Raw genomic sequence first — 14,503 nt, 5'->3', positions numbered from 1 at the left:
GGAAGTCACCTACCGATGCAAAACACCAAGCTCATGCTGTCCAGCCTCACACTTGTGGGCCTGTTCGCACTCGCCGGTTGTTCATTCCCCGGGGTTTACAAGGTCGACATTCAACAGGGCAATGTCGTTACGCAAGACATGATAGACCAGTTACGCCCGGGAATGACCCGTTCACAAGTACGGTTTATCATGGGCAACCCGCTGATCACCGATACCTTCCATGCCGATCGCTGGGATTATCTGTACAGCATCCAGCCTGGCGGCAGTCAGCGCCAGCAGGAGCGGGTCAGCCTGATGTTCAATGCCAACGACCAACTGGCAGGCCTGGCGGGAGACTTCAAGCCTGGCGTCAGCCGCGATGAAGCGATTCTCGGCACAGATCTTCCTGCCAGCGAGGCGCCGGTTCGCACCGAGCCAGAAGCCATCGAGCCCGGTTCGTTGCTCGAACAGATTCAGCGGGACGTCGATGCCGCCGAGCCAGTCCCAGTCCCCACCCCGGATCGCCTGGAAACAAACTAGGCAAGACAGACAAACAAAAGCCCGGCATGCCGGGCTTTTTTATTGCTGAACACTGCCTAGGCGGCTGATCCACTGGCCTTGTTTTGCGCCGCCTTCGCCGCGCGCTGCTTACGTACCTCCTTTGGATCAGCGATAAGCGGCCGATAGATTTCAACCCTTTCGCCCTCTTCCAGCACGCGCTCGTCCGGCCTGGGCACCGCCTTACCGAAGATGCCAAGCGGTGACGTGGCGAGGTCCAGGCCCGGAAAGAAGCCTTCCATGCCCGAACGCAGCGCAGCCTCGCGCACGGTGGTGCCCTGAGGCACGGTCAGCCGTAGCAGCTTTTGCTTATCGGCCAGCGCGTAAACGACCTCAACCGCAATGACTGACCTATCCATACAACTGCTTCGCCCTGTCGCAGAACGCATCGACCAACGTATTCGCAGCCTGATTGAACAGCGGACCCAAAGTCGCCCGAACCAGCGGCCCCGCGTAATCGAAGGTAAGGTCGAGGCTGATCTTGCAGGCCTTCTCGCCTAGCGCCTTGAATTCCCAAATGCCATGCAAGTGGCTGAAAGGGCCTTCCTCCAATTTCATCTCGATACGCTTGCCCGCCTGTAACTCGTTGCGTGTAAGGAAGCGTTGACTCATGCCGGCTTTCGCCACTGTCATGCTGGCCTGCATCTGGGTTTCGCTGCTGGACAAGACCTCGGTAGCCGAACACCAGGGCAGAAACTGCGGATAGCTAGCTACGTCATTCACCATGTCGAATAGCGCGTGCGCCGGGTACGGCAGCAATGCCGAACGTTGAATATGCGTCGTCATTCAGTCCTTCTACTTCGTCATTCGACAATCGGCAAACGCAGCCATAGCCAGCGACGACTCACCGAGAGCAGGGTGATCATGCAGGTTCCGCCGCGGGGCAGTTTCCCGAACCAGAACGCATGTAAAGATTGCACATTGTCGGGGATAAGCGCACCCCTCTCAAGTTTCGTACCGTCGCAGCGTGCTGGTTATCGCCAGCCGCCACGCGACTCCCTATAATGCGCAGCCTATGGCCAAACAGAAGAAACAGTCCCCCGGGACCATCGCGCTGAACAAGAAAGCGCTACACGACTACTTCATCGAACAGAAATTCGAGGCTGGCCTCGTTCTGGCCGGCTGGGAAGTCAAAAGCTTGCGTGCCGGCAAGGCGCAACTGGTCGACAGCTACGTCTTGCTCAAGGACGGCGAAGCCTGGCTGATGGGTTGCCACATCACGCCGCTGACCACCGCCAGCACTCACGTGATTGCCGACCCCACGCGCACCCGCAAGCTGCTGCTGAACAAGCGTGAGCTGGGCAAGCTGTTCGGCGCAGTGCAGCAGAAAGGCTATGCCTGCGTGGCGCTGTCGATCTACTGGAAAAAGCACCTGATCAAGTGCGACATCGCCCTGGGCAAGGGCAAGAAGGAATTCGACAAGCGGCACACCGAGAAGGAACGTGACTCCGACCGCGAAATCCAGCGCGCCATGCGCACCAAGGGCAAGGAAGACTGACCTCGCCCCTGCGAGCAGATCGGGAGCACGTCAACCGCCCTGCTCGCCATACCGGATTCGCTCGCCTCGCCACCCCAACCGATCATCCCTCTGCAGGCTTCTCCGTCTTTCCCTGCCGGCGTTGCGCTCGTGCTAGCCGCTGCGCTTCCTGCTGCCCTTCGGCGAGCACTTCCTGCACATAGCTGATGTGTCGATGAATCACGTCGCGCGCCTCGTTGGCCTGCCGGGCGATGATCGCATCGTACAGCTCCTGATGTTGCTGCATGAGCATGTTGCGGGTCTCCTTGCGCAAGGCATACATGCCACCAATATTGGTCACCACGTTGCGCTTGAGCAGATCGAACAGACCGCGGATCGTGTGCAGCAACACGGCGTTGTGGCTTGCCTCGGCAATCGCAAGGTGAAAGCGTGCATCTGCGGCGCCCTCTTCGGCCCGGGTTACCGTGCTTTCGCGCAGATAGCAGTCCTGCAACGCTGCGAAGGCTTCCCCGAGCCGCTGTCGGTCGACGTCGGTTGCACGTAGCGCGGCGTAATAAGCGCAACTGCCTTCCAGCGTATGGCGGAATTCAAGCAAATCGCGCTGCGCATCGGCGTTGTTTTCCAGCAGATGCAACAGCGGATCGCTGAACGTCGAACCGAGGGATTCAGCCACGAAATTGCCGCCGCCATGGCGGCTGACCAACAACCCCTTCGCCGCGAGTTTTTGAATGGCCTCTCGCAACGAAGGTCGAGAGACACCGAACTGCTCGGCCAACACGCGCTCGGCAGGCAGGCGCTCGCCGGCCTTGAGGGTGCCTTCGAGAATCATGGTTTCGAGCTGCTCGACGATGTTATCGGCCAGACGTCGTTGACGCACCATTCCAAATTCCATGACACCTCGATTGGTTTGACCACTTGAACTTACTCAGCGTATCCACGCATCCAGTGCACTGCAACACGCCGCGTTGCGACCAAAGTCTATAGCTGGCTAATTGACGCAGCAGCAAGCGAACTCTTACGCTGGCCGAGCTCTTTTTTAAATTGGTATTACCAATTTACAATTCGTAGAGCCCAACAAGAAGAGGACTACCAATGCGGTCTCCAGATTTCCGCTCGTCGCAGGTCCAGCCGGGCCCCCATCCGCACTCTATGACCATGGGAGCCTGACATGTCTAACGGACTGCTCGCCCTGTTTGCCTTCACCCCGATCCTGCTCGCCGCCGTGCTGTTGATTGGGCTGCGCTGGCCGGCCAGCCGCGCCATGCCGGTCGTATTCCTGTTCACCGCGGCCATCGGCCTGTTCATCTGGGATATGAGTTTCACCCGGATAATCGCCTCAACCCTGCAGGGCCTGGTGATTACCATTGGCTTGCTGTGGATCATCTTCGGCGCGATTCTGCTGCTGAACACCCTCAAGCACTCCGGTGGGATCACTGCCATCCGCGCAGGATTCACGACTATCAGTCCTGACCGTCGCATCCAGGCCATCATCATCGCCTGGCTGTTTGGCTGCTTCATTGAGGGAGCCTCGGGTTTCGGCACCCCGGCCGCTATCGCCGCGCCCTTGCTGGTTGCCGTCGGTTTCCCGGCCATGGCTGCGGTATTGATGGGCATGCTGGTACAGAGCACACCGGTATCGTTCGGGGCGGTCGGCACACCTATCGTGGTCGGCGTGAACAGTGGCCTGGACACCGCCACTCTGGGCGCGCAGCTGACAGCGCAGGGATCGAGCTGGGAGCTGTTCCTGCAACAGATCACCAGCAGCGTGGCGATCACCCACGCCATCGTCGGCACCGTAATGCCGCTGATCATGGCGATGATGCTGACGCGGTTCTTCGGCAAGGAAAAAAGCTGGAAAGCCGGCCTCGAAGTCCTGCCCTTTGCGATCTTTGCGGGCCTGGCTTTCACGCTGCCCTATGTCGCCACCGGCGTCCTGCTTGGTCCAGAATTCCCATCGCTGCTGGGCGGCCTGATCGGCCTGGCCATCGTCACCACCGCCGCTCGCTTTAATTTCCTGGTGCCGAAGACGCCTTGGGACTTTGCCGATGCGAAAGACTGGCCGGCCGAGTGGATCGGTACCATCGAGATGAAGCTCGACGACCTCGCCGCGCGTCCAATGAGCGCTTTCCGTGCCTGGCTGCCCTACGTGCTGGTAGGTGCGATTCTGGTGATCAGCCGCATCTTCCCGCCCGTCACCGCCGCCCTGAAATCGGTCTCCATCGCCTTCGCCAACATCCTCGGCGAGGCAGGTATCAGCGCCAGCATCGAGCCGCTCTACCTGCCGGGTGGCATACTGGTCGCCGTCGTGCTGATCACCTTCTTCATGCATGGCATGCGTGCGGCCGAACTTAAAGCTGCGGTGAAGGAATCCAGCAGCGTGCTGCTCAGCGCCGGCTTCGTGCTGCTGTTCACCGTGCCGATGGTGCGCATCCTGATTAACTCAGGCGTCAACGCCGGTGATCTGCCGAGCATGCCGATCGCCATGGCGCGCTATGTCGCGGACAGCGTCGGTGGCATTTACCCACTGCTGGCACCTTCGGTGGGTGCGCTAGGTGCCTTCCTGGCTGGATCGAATACGGTCAGCAACATGATGTTCAGCCAGTTCCAGTTCGGTGTGGCGCAGTCGCTGGGCATCTCCGGCGCCATGATCGTCGCCACCCAGGCGGTTGGCGCCGCTGCCGGCAACATGGTTGCAATTCACAACGTGGTTGCTGCCTCTGCCACGGTCGGCTTGCTGGGCCGCGAAGGCGTCACCCTGCGCAAGACCGTTTGGCCTACCCTGTACTACGTGCTGTTCACCGGTGTGATCGGCATGGTGGCGATCTACCTGCTGGGGGTGACGGACCCACTGGTCGGCGTCTGATGATGTAGCTCCTTGCCCCGACCAGTTCGGCGCAAGGACGTACCAAAACCCGACCAGCCTCACCGCGCAATTCGCACCAAGCGGTCTGATCGGGCAAGCCAGATCGATAACGGTGCCCTCATCTATGGGGAAGCATCACGAGACTTACCTCGTTTCAACCGGTGAGAACAACGATGATCATCTCTGCCTCCACGGATTACCGCGCTGCCGCCAAACGCAAACTGCCGCCGTTCCTGTTCCACTATGTCGATGGCGGTGCCTACGCCGAGTACACGTTGCGGCGCAACGTCGACGACCTGGCCAGCATCGCCCTGCGCCAGCGCGTGCTGCGCAACATGTCCGAACTCAGCCTGGAAACCCAATTGTTCGGCGAAACCCTGTCGATGCCGGTTGCGCTGGCTCCGGTCGGCCTGACCGGCATGCTCGCCCGCCGAGGCGAAGTCCAGGCCGCACGCGCCGCCGACAAGAAAGGCATCCCCTTCACCCTGTCCACCGTATCGGTCTGCCCGATCGAAGAAGTCGCACCAGCCATCAAGCGCCCCATGTGGTTCCAGCTTTATGTGCTAAAGGACCGCGGCTTCATGAAAAACGCCCTGGAGCGCGCCAAGGCAGCCGGCGTCACCACCCTGGTGTTCACCGTGGATATGCCGACCCCGGGCGCCCGCTACCGGGACGCTCACTCCGGAATGAGCGGCCCCAACGCCAACATGCGCCGCATGTTGCAGGCCATGACCCACCCGTTCTGGGCATGGGACGTGGGCCTACACGGCAAGCCGCACGATTTGGGCAATATCTCCACCTACCGCGGGCATCCCACTGGTCTCGAGGACTACATCGGCTGGCTCGCAGCCAACTTCGATCCATCCATTTCCTGGAAGGACCTGGAGTGGATCCGTGAATTCTGGGACGGCCCGATGGTGATCAAGGGCATCCTCGACGCCGAGGACGCCCGTGACGCGGTGACCTTTGGTGCCGATGGCGTCATCGTCTCCAACCATGGCGGCCGTCAGCTCGATGGCGTGCTGTCGAGCGCCCGCGCGATGCCGGCCATCGCGGATGCGGTCAAGGGTGATCTGAAGATTCTCGCCGACTCAGGCATCCGCAGCGGCCTGGACGTGGTTCGCATGATCGCCCTGGGCGCCGACACCGTCATGCTCGGTCGCGCCTTCGCCTATGCGCTGGCAGCGGATGGCGAAGCCGGCGTGACCAACCTGCTCAACCTGATCGACAAGGAGATGCGCGTGGCAATGGTGCTTACCGGTGCCAAATCCATCAGCGAGATCACCACCGATTCGCTGGTTCGCGAACTGGGTCAATACCAGACCACCAAACACGTCGAATAAGCCTCACGAGGCCGCGCGTCCCGGCGCGGCCGCTTCATCCCCGGAGCCCCGTATATGAACGCGCCTGCCGCCCTGCCGAACGACTTTCTCGCTGCTGTCGAACGGTTGATACCGGCAGAGCGGCGCTTCGACGATCCCCTGTCCACGCTGGCTTTCGGCACCGACGCGAGCTTCTACCGGCTGATTCCCAAGCTGGTGGTGCGCGTCGAGTCCGAAGCCGAGGTGGTGGGACTGCTGCAACTGGCCCACGCCCAGCGCGTGCCGATGACCTTTCGTGCCGCCGGTACCAGCCTGTCCGGCCAGGCGATTTCCGACTCGGTGCTGATCGTGCTCGGTGATCACTGGAACGGCCGCGAGATTCGTAACGGCGGTGAGCAGATCCGCCTGCAGCCGGGCGTCATCGGCGCCAACGCCAACGCGGCGCTGGCTCCGTTCCAACGCAAGATCGGCCCCGACCCGGCCTCGATCAACGCGGCCAAGATCGGCGGCATCGTCGCCAACAATTCCAGCGGCATGTGCTGTGGCACGGCACAAAATAGCTACAAGACTCTCTCCGGTCTGCGCCTGGTGCTGGCCGACGGCACCGTGCTCGACAGCGAGGATGCATCCAGCGTCGCCGCCTTCCGTCAGAGTCACGTCGCGTTGCTCGATCAGCTCGCAGAACTGGGCCGCTCGACGCGCGCCAACACCGAGCTGGCGGCGAAGATTCGTCACAAGTATCGGCTGAAGAACACCACTGGTTTTTCGCTCAATGCGCTGGTCGATTACGACGAGCCGCTGGACATCCTCAACCACCTGATGGTCGGCTCCGAGGGCACCCTCGGCTTTATCAGCGCGGTGACCTACGACACCGTGCCGGATCATCCGCACAAGGCCAGCGCACTGGTGGTCTTCCCCGACGTGGAAAGCTGCTGTCGGGCCGTGCCGGTGCTCAAGCAGCAACCGGTGTCGGCGGTGGAGCTGCTGGACCGGCGCAGCATGCGCTCGGTGGAAAACATGAAGGGCCTGCCGGAGTGGGTGAAGGCGCTGTCACCGACCGCCTGTGCGCTGCTGATCGAGTCGCGTGCGGCCAGCCAGTCACTGCTGCACGAGCAGATCAAGCTGATCATGGCTTCCATCACCCATTTCCCGGTGGAGAAGCAGGTCGACTTCAGCGAAGACCCGGCGGTCTACAACCAGCTCTGGCGCATCCGCAAGGACACCTTTCCAGCGGTCGGTGCGGTGCGCCAGACCGGCACTACAGTGATCATCGAGGACGTGACCTTCCCAGTTGAGCGTCTGGCCGAGGGCGTCAACCGCCTGCTCGAACTGCTCGACAAGCACCGCTACGACGAGGCGATCCTGTTCGGTCATGCACTGGAAGGCAACCTGCACTTTGTCTTCACCCAGGGCTTCGACGATCCGGCGCAGGTCGCCCGCTACGAAGCCTTCATGGGCGATGTGGCGCAACTGGTGGCTGTGGAATTCGGCGGTGCGCTCAAGGCCGAGCACGGCACCGGGCGCAACATGGCGCCCTTCGTCGAGCTGGAGTGGGGCGCCGAGGCCTACCAGCTGATGTGGCAGATCAAGCGCCTGCTCGACCCGCAAGGCATCCTCAACCCGGATGTAGTGCTGTCAGAAGATCCTCAGGTCCACCTGAAAAACCTCAAGCCGATGCCGGCCGCCGACGAGATCGTCGACAAGTGCATCGAATGCGGTTTCTGCGAGCCGGTGTGCCCGTCCAATGGCCTGACCCTCACGCCGCGCCAGCGCATCGTTGTCTGGCGCGATATCCAGGCCCGCAAGCGCGCGGGCATCGATACCACCGAGATCGAACGTCTCTATCACTACCACGGCGTCGAGACCTGCGCCGCGACGGGCCTGTGCGCCCAGCGCTGCCCGGTGGGCATCAATACCGGCGATCTGGTACGCAAGCTGCGTGGTAGGGACGCGCACAACACCGGCACCGCCAACTGGCTGGCCGAGCATTTCAGCACCGCCGTGCAAGGCACGCGTTTCATGCTGCACGTGGCCAACGGCGCGCACCTGATGATGGGCACGCGCCTGCTGAGCAAGACCTCGGCGGCCTTCAGCAAGGCCAGCAAGGGGCGCGTACCGCAATGGACGCCGGCCATGCCGCAGCCGCTGCAGCGCCTGAATCTGCCCAAACCGACCCCACAGGATGAACGTCCACGCGTGGTCTATCTCGCTGCCTGCATCTCCCGTGCCATGGGCCCGGCCGCCCGTGATCAGGAGCAGGAACCGCTACTCGACACCACCCGCGCCCTATTGGAGAAGGCCGGCTACCAGGTCGTCTTTCCGGACAACCTGAACAACCTCTGCTGCGGCCAGCCGTTCGCCTCCAAAGGCTATGCCGAACAGGCCGAGCGCAAGCGTCAGGAAACCCTCGATGCGCTGCTCAAGGCCAGCCGCGGCGGGCTCGATCCCATCTACTGCGACACCAGCCCCTGCACCCTGCGGCTGGCTCAGGACCTGGCCGATGACCGCTTGCAGGTGTTCGATCCGGTGCGCTTCATCCGCACCCATCTGCTGGACAAGCTGGATTTCGAGCCCCAACAGGCGCCGATCGCTGTGCATGTCACGTGCAGCACCCAGCACCTCGGTGAAGCCCAGGCGCTGATCGACATCGCCCGGCGCTGCGCCACGCAGGTGGTGATCCCCGAAGGCATCCATTGCTGCGGCTTCGCCGGCGACAAAGGGTTCACTACCCCGGAGCTCAATGCGCACTCGCTGCGCAGCCTGAAAAACGCTGTGCAGATGTGCGAAGAAGGCATCTCCACCAGCCGCACCTGCGAAATCGGGCTGTCGCAACACGGTGGCATCGACTATCACGGGCTGGTTTATCTGGTAAACCGAAATAGCCGAGCCAAAGCGGCCGAGGTGCCTGCCTGAGGCAGCCAGAGCAAGAGGCGCCGGTCAAAAAAATGAAACGCTAAAGCGCAGCCGAAGTCCGAACTTATGAACCCCGCGTGTGAAGGGGCTCGACTCGCCTCGGCGCCGCCGCAATAGCAGAATCAGGCAGGCCCGCCGGGAAGACATCTCCCTGGAGGATCTCATGAAAAAATTTGCTCTACTTGCTGCAGCCGCTCTGATCGCCAGTCCCGCTGCATTCGCCGCAGAAAAGGATCTCTGCCAGATCAACATGCAGGAAATCGACGACAACATGGCCACCAGCCAGGCCACGCTCGGCGAGCCTGCACGCAGCGAAGTCGAAGAGCTGATCAAGCAGGCCCGCCAAGCCCAGCAATCCGGCGACACCGAGGCCTGCATCGCCCATTCGACCAAAGCCCTACAAGAGCTTGAGGGTCCCGGCAGCTCCGGAAGCACCGGTACCAGCGGCACCGGCTCGGGCGCCGGCAACTGATAGCGCCTAGGCAAGGCCGCCAGCGGTTGGCCTTGCCAATTCCAACTTCCTCTTGAATCCCGACGAAATGTCCCAAACTAGGAAACCAAGCGTTCGACGTCGCCAAGCATCTGGCGTACACTGCGCAGCACATGAAGCTGCATTACGCTTCATGGGGCCGATTAGGATTCGACGCCGGTAACAAAGCTCTAGGTGCATGCCGAGTTGGTAACAGAACTCGTAAATCCACTGTTGCAAACTTATAGTTGCCAACGACGACAACTACGAAGGGTACGCGCTAGCCGCCTAACCTTCATCTGGTCGCTTCGGCGCCAGCGGTCACTAGGGGATGCCTGTAAACCCGAAATGACTGTCAGATAGAACAGGATCGCCGCCAAGTTCGCTGCAGACGTAACGGCTAAAACTCATGCAGCTCGCTCCAAGCACCCTGCCAATCGGGCGGCGCGGAGTTAACTTAATAGATTTGGCTACGCATGTAGTACCGACAGTGGAGAGCTGGCGGACGGGGGTTCAAATCCCCCCGGCTCCACCAATTCAACACTGAAACCCGTCTAGAACGCGGGTTTCAGGCCAGATTTGATGGCATTGGATTACTCACAGTCCGTCTGTGAATCCAAAAGGTATGCCATCATGTCCAAGCGCCAAAGCAAAACAGGTGTTCCGCACCTCGTCTATCAAGCCAACACTGGCTTCCAGTACTACCTCACATTCCCGAAGCATTTCGCGGCCAACCCGAAACTGCCTGCGCAAATCCGGTGGTCGCTCAGCCACGACGAAGCGCTTGCCCGCGACCTTGCGAGGTATCTGAACACGGCTTTCGAGCAGTTCCTTGCCAAGGCGACCGAGCACTATGTCGAGCTCTTTTCTGACCGACTGTTGGCTGACCTTCAAAGGTTTCACTTAGCGGTAGCGGAAGCACTCAAATTCGCCGACCGGGTTTGGAAAGTCCGCCCGTCGCCAATGAAGCTCGCGAACCAAGACCTTTCGGTCGCCCACGCTCGCATGATGAAGGACAGTGCCGAGCGAGTGGTGCTCTATAGTCACGAGCCAGGGTGCGAAATTTTCTTCGCACTGACACCAACGCCCGCACTGGTGAAAGCGCTTGGCGTTGGATTCGTACGATTCGACTGGCCGCTCGGAACCTGCGATCACAATGTCGCCAGCGACGCTGCCCGGTACATTTACGCCGCCCTTGATGTACTCGAGACCGTCCCACCCTCTCCAGGGCGCTATTCGAAAGAATCTCCTGCATTTACAGCGATGACGCTTTATGAATACCTGTGCCATGCCCGCCCAGACCAGGGTCGGAATCTCATGCACATCCCCCCAGCACTACCGCAATCTCGGCAAGCTTTGCATTTTCATCTTCAGCAAGCCAACGCGATGCATCTGAAGCTCCGCATCATTGATCGAGCGCTCTTGGTGCAGGAGGAATCGGGGCTTTATGTGATGCTTATCGAACTTGATCCGCTGTGCATGAAAGCGCATCTGAGAGAAAAGAAAAGCTTTCGGGTTGAGCTGCTCACTAGCTCCATCATCATTGCGGTCCTCATGCTGACGTATACGCTGCAGAAGGTTGATAAGGTGCTGTTGCGTTACTTTCAGGAAGACGATCACCAAGATCCTTACGCCCAAGCCATGCAGGAAATCGGTGACCTGGTTCGGCGGATGTTGGGTTCTGCTGCAACCACCGAGCCTATGCAGACGATTCCGGAGCTGAACTCGCCGACAGATGCTGCGGCACCGCCACAGGATCCTGGCACGCTCGCGTTGCTGAATGCGCTCGGGAGCGTTCTGCCCGACGCGCAGAAAGCCAAGCTTGAAACCCTCTTTACGCAGCCCTCTGTCAACGAACGCATTGTCTCGCCGGCGTGCGGTCCAAACGCAGGGTTGAGCCTCGCAGCTTTGGTAAAGGAATACGAAGAACGGCAAATTCGTGAAGGAGCCTGGGCTAATCCGCGGACCCGCATTACCGCTCGGGCCCGCCTGGAAGGCCTGTGCGAGCTGCTTGGCGGGCACCGGCAAGTCGAAACGCTGACTCGTGCTGAATTCAACACGCTACGCGATCATCTGCGCAGCTATCCGAAGAACCGGCACCGCCTTCGCGCCACCCGTAATCAGCCGCTGAGCAAGATCATCAGCGACGGGAAATTTGAGCCGATCAATCCACGCACCGCGAAAAAGTTCTTTGAGCTGGCACGGGCGCTTGTCACCTACGCACATGATCAAGGCCACATCACCGAAAATATCGCGGCCGGATTGGCATTCAGCACCAAAGGTGCCGAGGCCCCGAGGAAGCGCACCTATAGCCCAAGCCAGATCGAGAAACTTCTTCACGGCCCGGCCTACACGCTGACCCAGCCGCCTCGCTGGCGTCTGGACGACTACAAGTTTTGGTTGCCGCTGCTTGGCCTCTATACCGGCGCGAGGCTCAGCGAGCTGTGCCAGCTACGGCTCGAAGACATTCGGCAGGAGCTCGGCGCTTGGATCATCAGCATCAATCGGACAGGGTCGAAGCAACTCAAAACGTCCGACTCTGAACGGCTAGTGCCCATTCACAAGCAGCTGATCGAGACAGGCTTCCTCGACTATCACCAAGCTCGCCTGGACATAGTTAAGCAGGATATGAAAGCTCCTCTTTTCGAAAATATCCGTGTCTACGGTGATCTTTCTCCTGGGCACGTTGCGAGTCGTTGGTACCTGGGCTCAAGCCAGAGCAGTCATGGCTACTTGGGGCTCTGCGGCCTCGGAGAGGAGGGCCTGACGTATCACGGCCTACGGCATACTTTTATCAACCAATTCCGCAGACAGAACCTCGACCTCGCGAAAGCTAAAGCACTCGTGGGTCACGCTGATAAAAGTACAACTGGCGGCTATGGCGACTGCTATCCGTCAGACGTCCTCAAGGACGAGATCGACAAAATCGATTTCGGGCTTGGCTTGGATCACATCCATTACCGGCACTATCAGGAGCTAAAAAAAGCACAAGGTGACTTCAAAGTCGGGCGGCCGGTGGGCACGCCATTTCCGAACGTGCGAGCCCCTAAACGCCACTGGAAATCGTACGCATAAGGCCTAGCCAAACAGAGGCGGGGGCCCTGCTCCTGCCCTTTTTACACATCCCTCAATTATTGACAAAGTGTCAATAAAAGCTATCGAAGGTGCCTTTACAATAGATTATCTTGACTGTTCATTTATACAGTAATAATCTCAAGCCTCACCCACCGTGAGGTATATATGAATGTAACGTCCCCTATCTCCATTCCTTTTTATAAGGGCCTGAGTCTGATTGTAGAGCCTGGCCATGAAGAGCACTTGCGAATCGCCTTGGCGAACATCTCCGCGGTAACGGACGCGATCAACCGCTTCCACTCTTCACCGTTACTTACCGAGTTCATGGACACTACGCTGTCCCGCTTCCTGCGAGAAAACACTTACGCAGGAAAGTCCGAGCATATGCTACGGGCTCGAATGGAAAAGCTGAAAGTCATCCTGACCCGAGATAACCCTACACGCCGAGTCGCTGAGCTTGATCGAGCTGATGTGCAGCGTCTAAAGGATCAGTTGCCATTGTTACTGAAGCAGAACTCGGCTTCGGGAAGTAAAGGCGCAAACCTCACGACCTATTACCAGCTGTTCAATCGCATGCTAGACGAGGCGCTGGAGAGCAAGCTGATTACTGATGCGATCAAGGTTGCTACTTGCAGTACAAAACAGGCCGAGGTCACCAAGCCATTTCTAGATAGCAACCTGATTCAGATGCTCTCCGGCTGGCCTTACCAAAAGTACCTCGCGGGCACACTGCCCAAGGTCTACCAAGACGCCAAGCCGTATCGGTTCTGGTTGCTTCCTCTCGGACTCTACACCGGCGCGCGGCTCAATGAACTCTGCCAGCTTCGTGTGCATGATGTGATCCGGGATGTCCACGGCGTAGAGCTCATCGACATTAACGATAACGGCTACAACAAGTCGCTAAAAACGGGCTCATCGGCACGGCAGATTCCGATCTGCACGAAGCTTGTGGAGATGGGTTTTATAAATTTCGTAGAGGAACGACGTCAGGCCGATGGCAACGATGCATTGCTTTTCGGCGAGCTGAGCTTTGACCCGAAGCACTTATACTCCCGCGATCCGAGTCGTTTTTTCTGCGGGCCGTGTACGGGAACGGGATACATCGGTCAGCATTGTCCGCCGGCCGTTAATGGCGGGCTCAATTTTAAAAGTCTCCGTCGTTCGTTTGCCGTCCGGCTGGAACGGTCAGGCATATCTCCGTCCACGATCGCCTATCTGCTTGGCCATGAGGGCAGCGCTCCGGAGGTCACAGCAGACCACTACTTGGAAAAGCCGCTGAGTTTGATACTGCTGGAGCAGATGGAGCGCGGCCTGACTTACAACATCCAGACCGACGAGATTCGCTGGGAACATTTTAAAATGCTGCTCCATAGCCAGGCGGGACGCGGAAAGCGCGGTAGGAAAGCAAGCTGCAGCTTCACTAACGCATAGAGTGGGAACGATCATCGCTTGGAGATGGTTATGAGACAGGATGAATAAAAGGCCGCAGCTAATCTGCGGCCTTTTTAGTTCTCAACACAACAGGAAAGAAACCGAATTTTCACGCAACTCCGGGCATCGCTTGCGGCGACGGTTGGCACGCCCTATCGCTGAGCACAGTCCACCATCGAAGAACTTGCATCCGCTGCGACGCGAATTCCGTGACAGTCGGCTGCTGCCACACAAATTTCACTTGAAGCGTGGGCGCTTTGGCATCAGACCGGACACCGCTTCATAACGCCACTGTGACAGACACACGGCACGGTCACCCGGCGCATCGACACTCACTAACTGCCGCAAGCCCTACGAGTGACACGGCGAGACTGCAGCACTCGAGTCATGTGACATGGCGGTCGTAAGACAAGTGT

General features: G+C 59.6%; 11 protein-coding genes and 1 other RNA gene. 9 read left to right on the top strand and 3 right to left on the bottom strand.

Features of this window, described 5'->3' with window-relative positions; translation table 11 throughout:
• Window positions 1–15: 15 nt before the first annotated feature.
• Complete coding sequence (locus tag DQ405_RS06640; RefSeq protein WP_168423455.1) at window positions 16–519, top strand: outer membrane protein assembly factor BamE; 504 nt, start codon at window positions 16–18, stop codon at window positions 517–519.
• A 56-nt stretch (window positions 520–575) separates the two neighbouring features.
• On the opposite strand, the gene DQ405_RS06635 is transcribed toward DQ405_RS06640, so the two are convergent.
• Together DQ405_RS06635 and DQ405_RS06630 are read right to left on the bottom strand one after the other, a co-directional pair.
• Window positions 576–896 (bottom strand): RnfH family protein, encoded by a 321-nt coding sequence (locus DQ405_RS06635; RefSeq protein ID WP_168423454.1) that lies wholly within the window; start codon window positions 894–896, stop codon window positions 576–578.
• Window positions 889–1,323 (bottom strand): type II toxin-antitoxin system RatA family toxin, encoded by a 435-nt coding sequence (locus DQ405_RS06630; protein WP_168423453.1) that lies wholly within the window; start codon window positions 1,321–1,323, stop codon window positions 889–891. The genes DQ405_RS06635 and DQ405_RS06630 overlap by 8 nt, the downstream gene beginning before the upstream one ends.
• Before the next feature lie 229 nt (window positions 1,324–1,552).
• Between DQ405_RS06630 and smpB the strand changes: the two genes are divergently transcribed.
• Entirely contained in the window at window positions 1,553–2,035 is a 483-nt protein-coding gene (smpB, locus tag DQ405_RS06625; RefSeq protein ID WP_019340344.1) for an SsrA-binding protein SmpB, read from the top strand.
• A gap of 82 nt (window positions 2,036–2,117) precedes the next feature.
• On the opposite strand, the gene DQ405_RS06620 is transcribed toward smpB, so the two are convergent.
• The gene (locus DQ405_RS06620; RefSeq protein ID WP_168423452.1) at window positions 2,118–2,906 is read right to left on the bottom strand and encodes an FCD domain-containing protein; all 789 of its coding nucleotides are present in this window, start codon (window positions 2,904–2,906) and stop codon (window positions 2,118–2,120) included.
• 276 nt (window positions 2,907–3,182) lie between these two features.
• Between DQ405_RS06620 and DQ405_RS06615 the strand changes: the two genes are divergently transcribed.
• The 7 genes from DQ405_RS06615 (at window position 3,183) to DQ405_RS06585 (ending at window position 14,087) form a co-directional block, all read left to right on the top strand.
• Complete coding sequence (locus tag DQ405_RS06615) at window positions 3,183–4,877, top strand: L-lactate permease (protein WP_168423451.1); 1,695 nt, start codon at window positions 3,183–3,185, stop codon at window positions 4,875–4,877.
• 173 nt (window positions 4,878–5,050) lie between these two features.
• A complete protein-coding gene (gene lldD, locus DQ405_RS06610; protein ID WP_168423450.1) occupies window positions 5,051–6,220 on the top strand; it encodes an FMN-dependent L-lactate dehydrogenase LldD in 1,170 nt (389 codons plus the stop codon).
• Window positions 6,221–6,274: 54 nt separating this feature from the next.
• Complete coding sequence (locus tag DQ405_RS06605) at window positions 6,275–9,112, top strand: FAD-binding and (Fe-S)-binding domain-containing protein (RefSeq protein WP_168423449.1); 2,838 nt, start codon at window positions 6,275–6,277, stop codon at window positions 9,110–9,112.
• Window positions 9,113–9,275: 163 nt separating this feature from the next.
• Window positions 9,276–9,584, top strand: a complete 309-nt coding sequence (locus DQ405_RS06600) for a hypothetical protein (RefSeq protein WP_168423448.1) — start codon at window positions 9,276–9,278, stop codon at window positions 9,582–9,584.
• 153 nt (window positions 9,585–9,737) lie between these two features.
• Window positions 9,738–10,116, top strand: a transfer-messenger RNA (tmRNA) gene (ssrA, locus tag DQ405_RS06595).
• Window positions 10,117–10,214: 98 nt separating this feature from the next.
• Window positions 10,215–12,656, top strand: coding sequence for a site-specific integrase (locus tag DQ405_RS06590; RefSeq protein WP_041756913.1), 2,442 nt, complete (start codon window positions 10,215–10,217; stop codon window positions 12,654–12,656).
• Between the two features lie 165 nt (window positions 12,657–12,821).
• Window positions 12,822–14,087 carry a site-specific integrase gene (locus tag DQ405_RS06585; protein WP_168423447.1) on the top strand — a complete coding sequence of 422 codons (1,266 nt, stop codon included), beginning with the start codon at window positions 12,822–12,824 and terminating at the stop codon, window positions 14,085–14,087.
• Window positions 14,088–14,503: the final 416 nt, after the last annotated feature.

It is taken from the genome of Pseudomonas sp. SST3 (genome assembly GCF_003325755.1).
The sequence above is the reverse complement of the archived record's forward strand: the minus strand, read 5'-3'. Positions and strand labels throughout refer to the sequence as shown.

Coding starts and splice junctions, on each gene's coding strand:
- DQ405_RS06585 (WP_168423447.1), top strand. CDS start 12,822: ATGAATGTAACGTCCCCTATCTCCATTCCTTTTTATAAGGGCCTGAGT.
- lldD (WP_168423450.1), top strand. CDS start 5,051: ATGATCATCTCTGCCTCCACGGATTACCGCGCTGCCGCCAAACGCAAA.
- DQ405_RS06600 (WP_168423448.1), top strand. CDS start 9,276: ATGAAAAAATTTGCTCTACTTGCTGCAGCCGCTCTGATCGCCAGTCCC.
- DQ405_RS06620 (WP_168423452.1), bottom strand. CDS start 2,906: ATGGAATTTGGAATGGTGCGTCAACGACGTCTGGCCGATAACATCGTC.
- DQ405_RS06630 (WP_168423453.1), bottom strand. CDS start 1,323: ATGACGACGCATATTCAACGTTCGGCATTGCTGCCGTACCCGGCGCAC.
- DQ405_RS06635 (WP_168423454.1), bottom strand. CDS start 896: ATGGATAGGTCAGTCATTGCGGTTGAGGTCGTTTACGCGCTGGCCGAT.
- DQ405_RS06605 (WP_168423449.1), top strand. CDS start 6,275: ATGAACGCGCCTGCCGCCCTGCCGAACGACTTTCTCGCTGCTGTCGAA.
- DQ405_RS06615 (WP_168423451.1), top strand. CDS start 3,183: ATGTCTAACGGACTGCTCGCCCTGTTTGCCTTCACCCCGATCCTGCTC.
- DQ405_RS06640 (WP_168423455.1), top strand. CDS start 16: ATGCAAAACACCAAGCTCATGCTGTCCAGCCTCACACTTGTGGGCCTG.
- DQ405_RS06590 (WP_041756913.1), top strand. CDS start 10,215: ATGTCCAAGCGCCAAAGCAAAACAGGTGTTCCGCACCTCGTCTATCAA.
- smpB (WP_019340344.1), top strand. CDS start 1,553: ATGGCCAAACAGAAGAAACAGTCCCCCGGGACCATCGCGCTGAACAAG.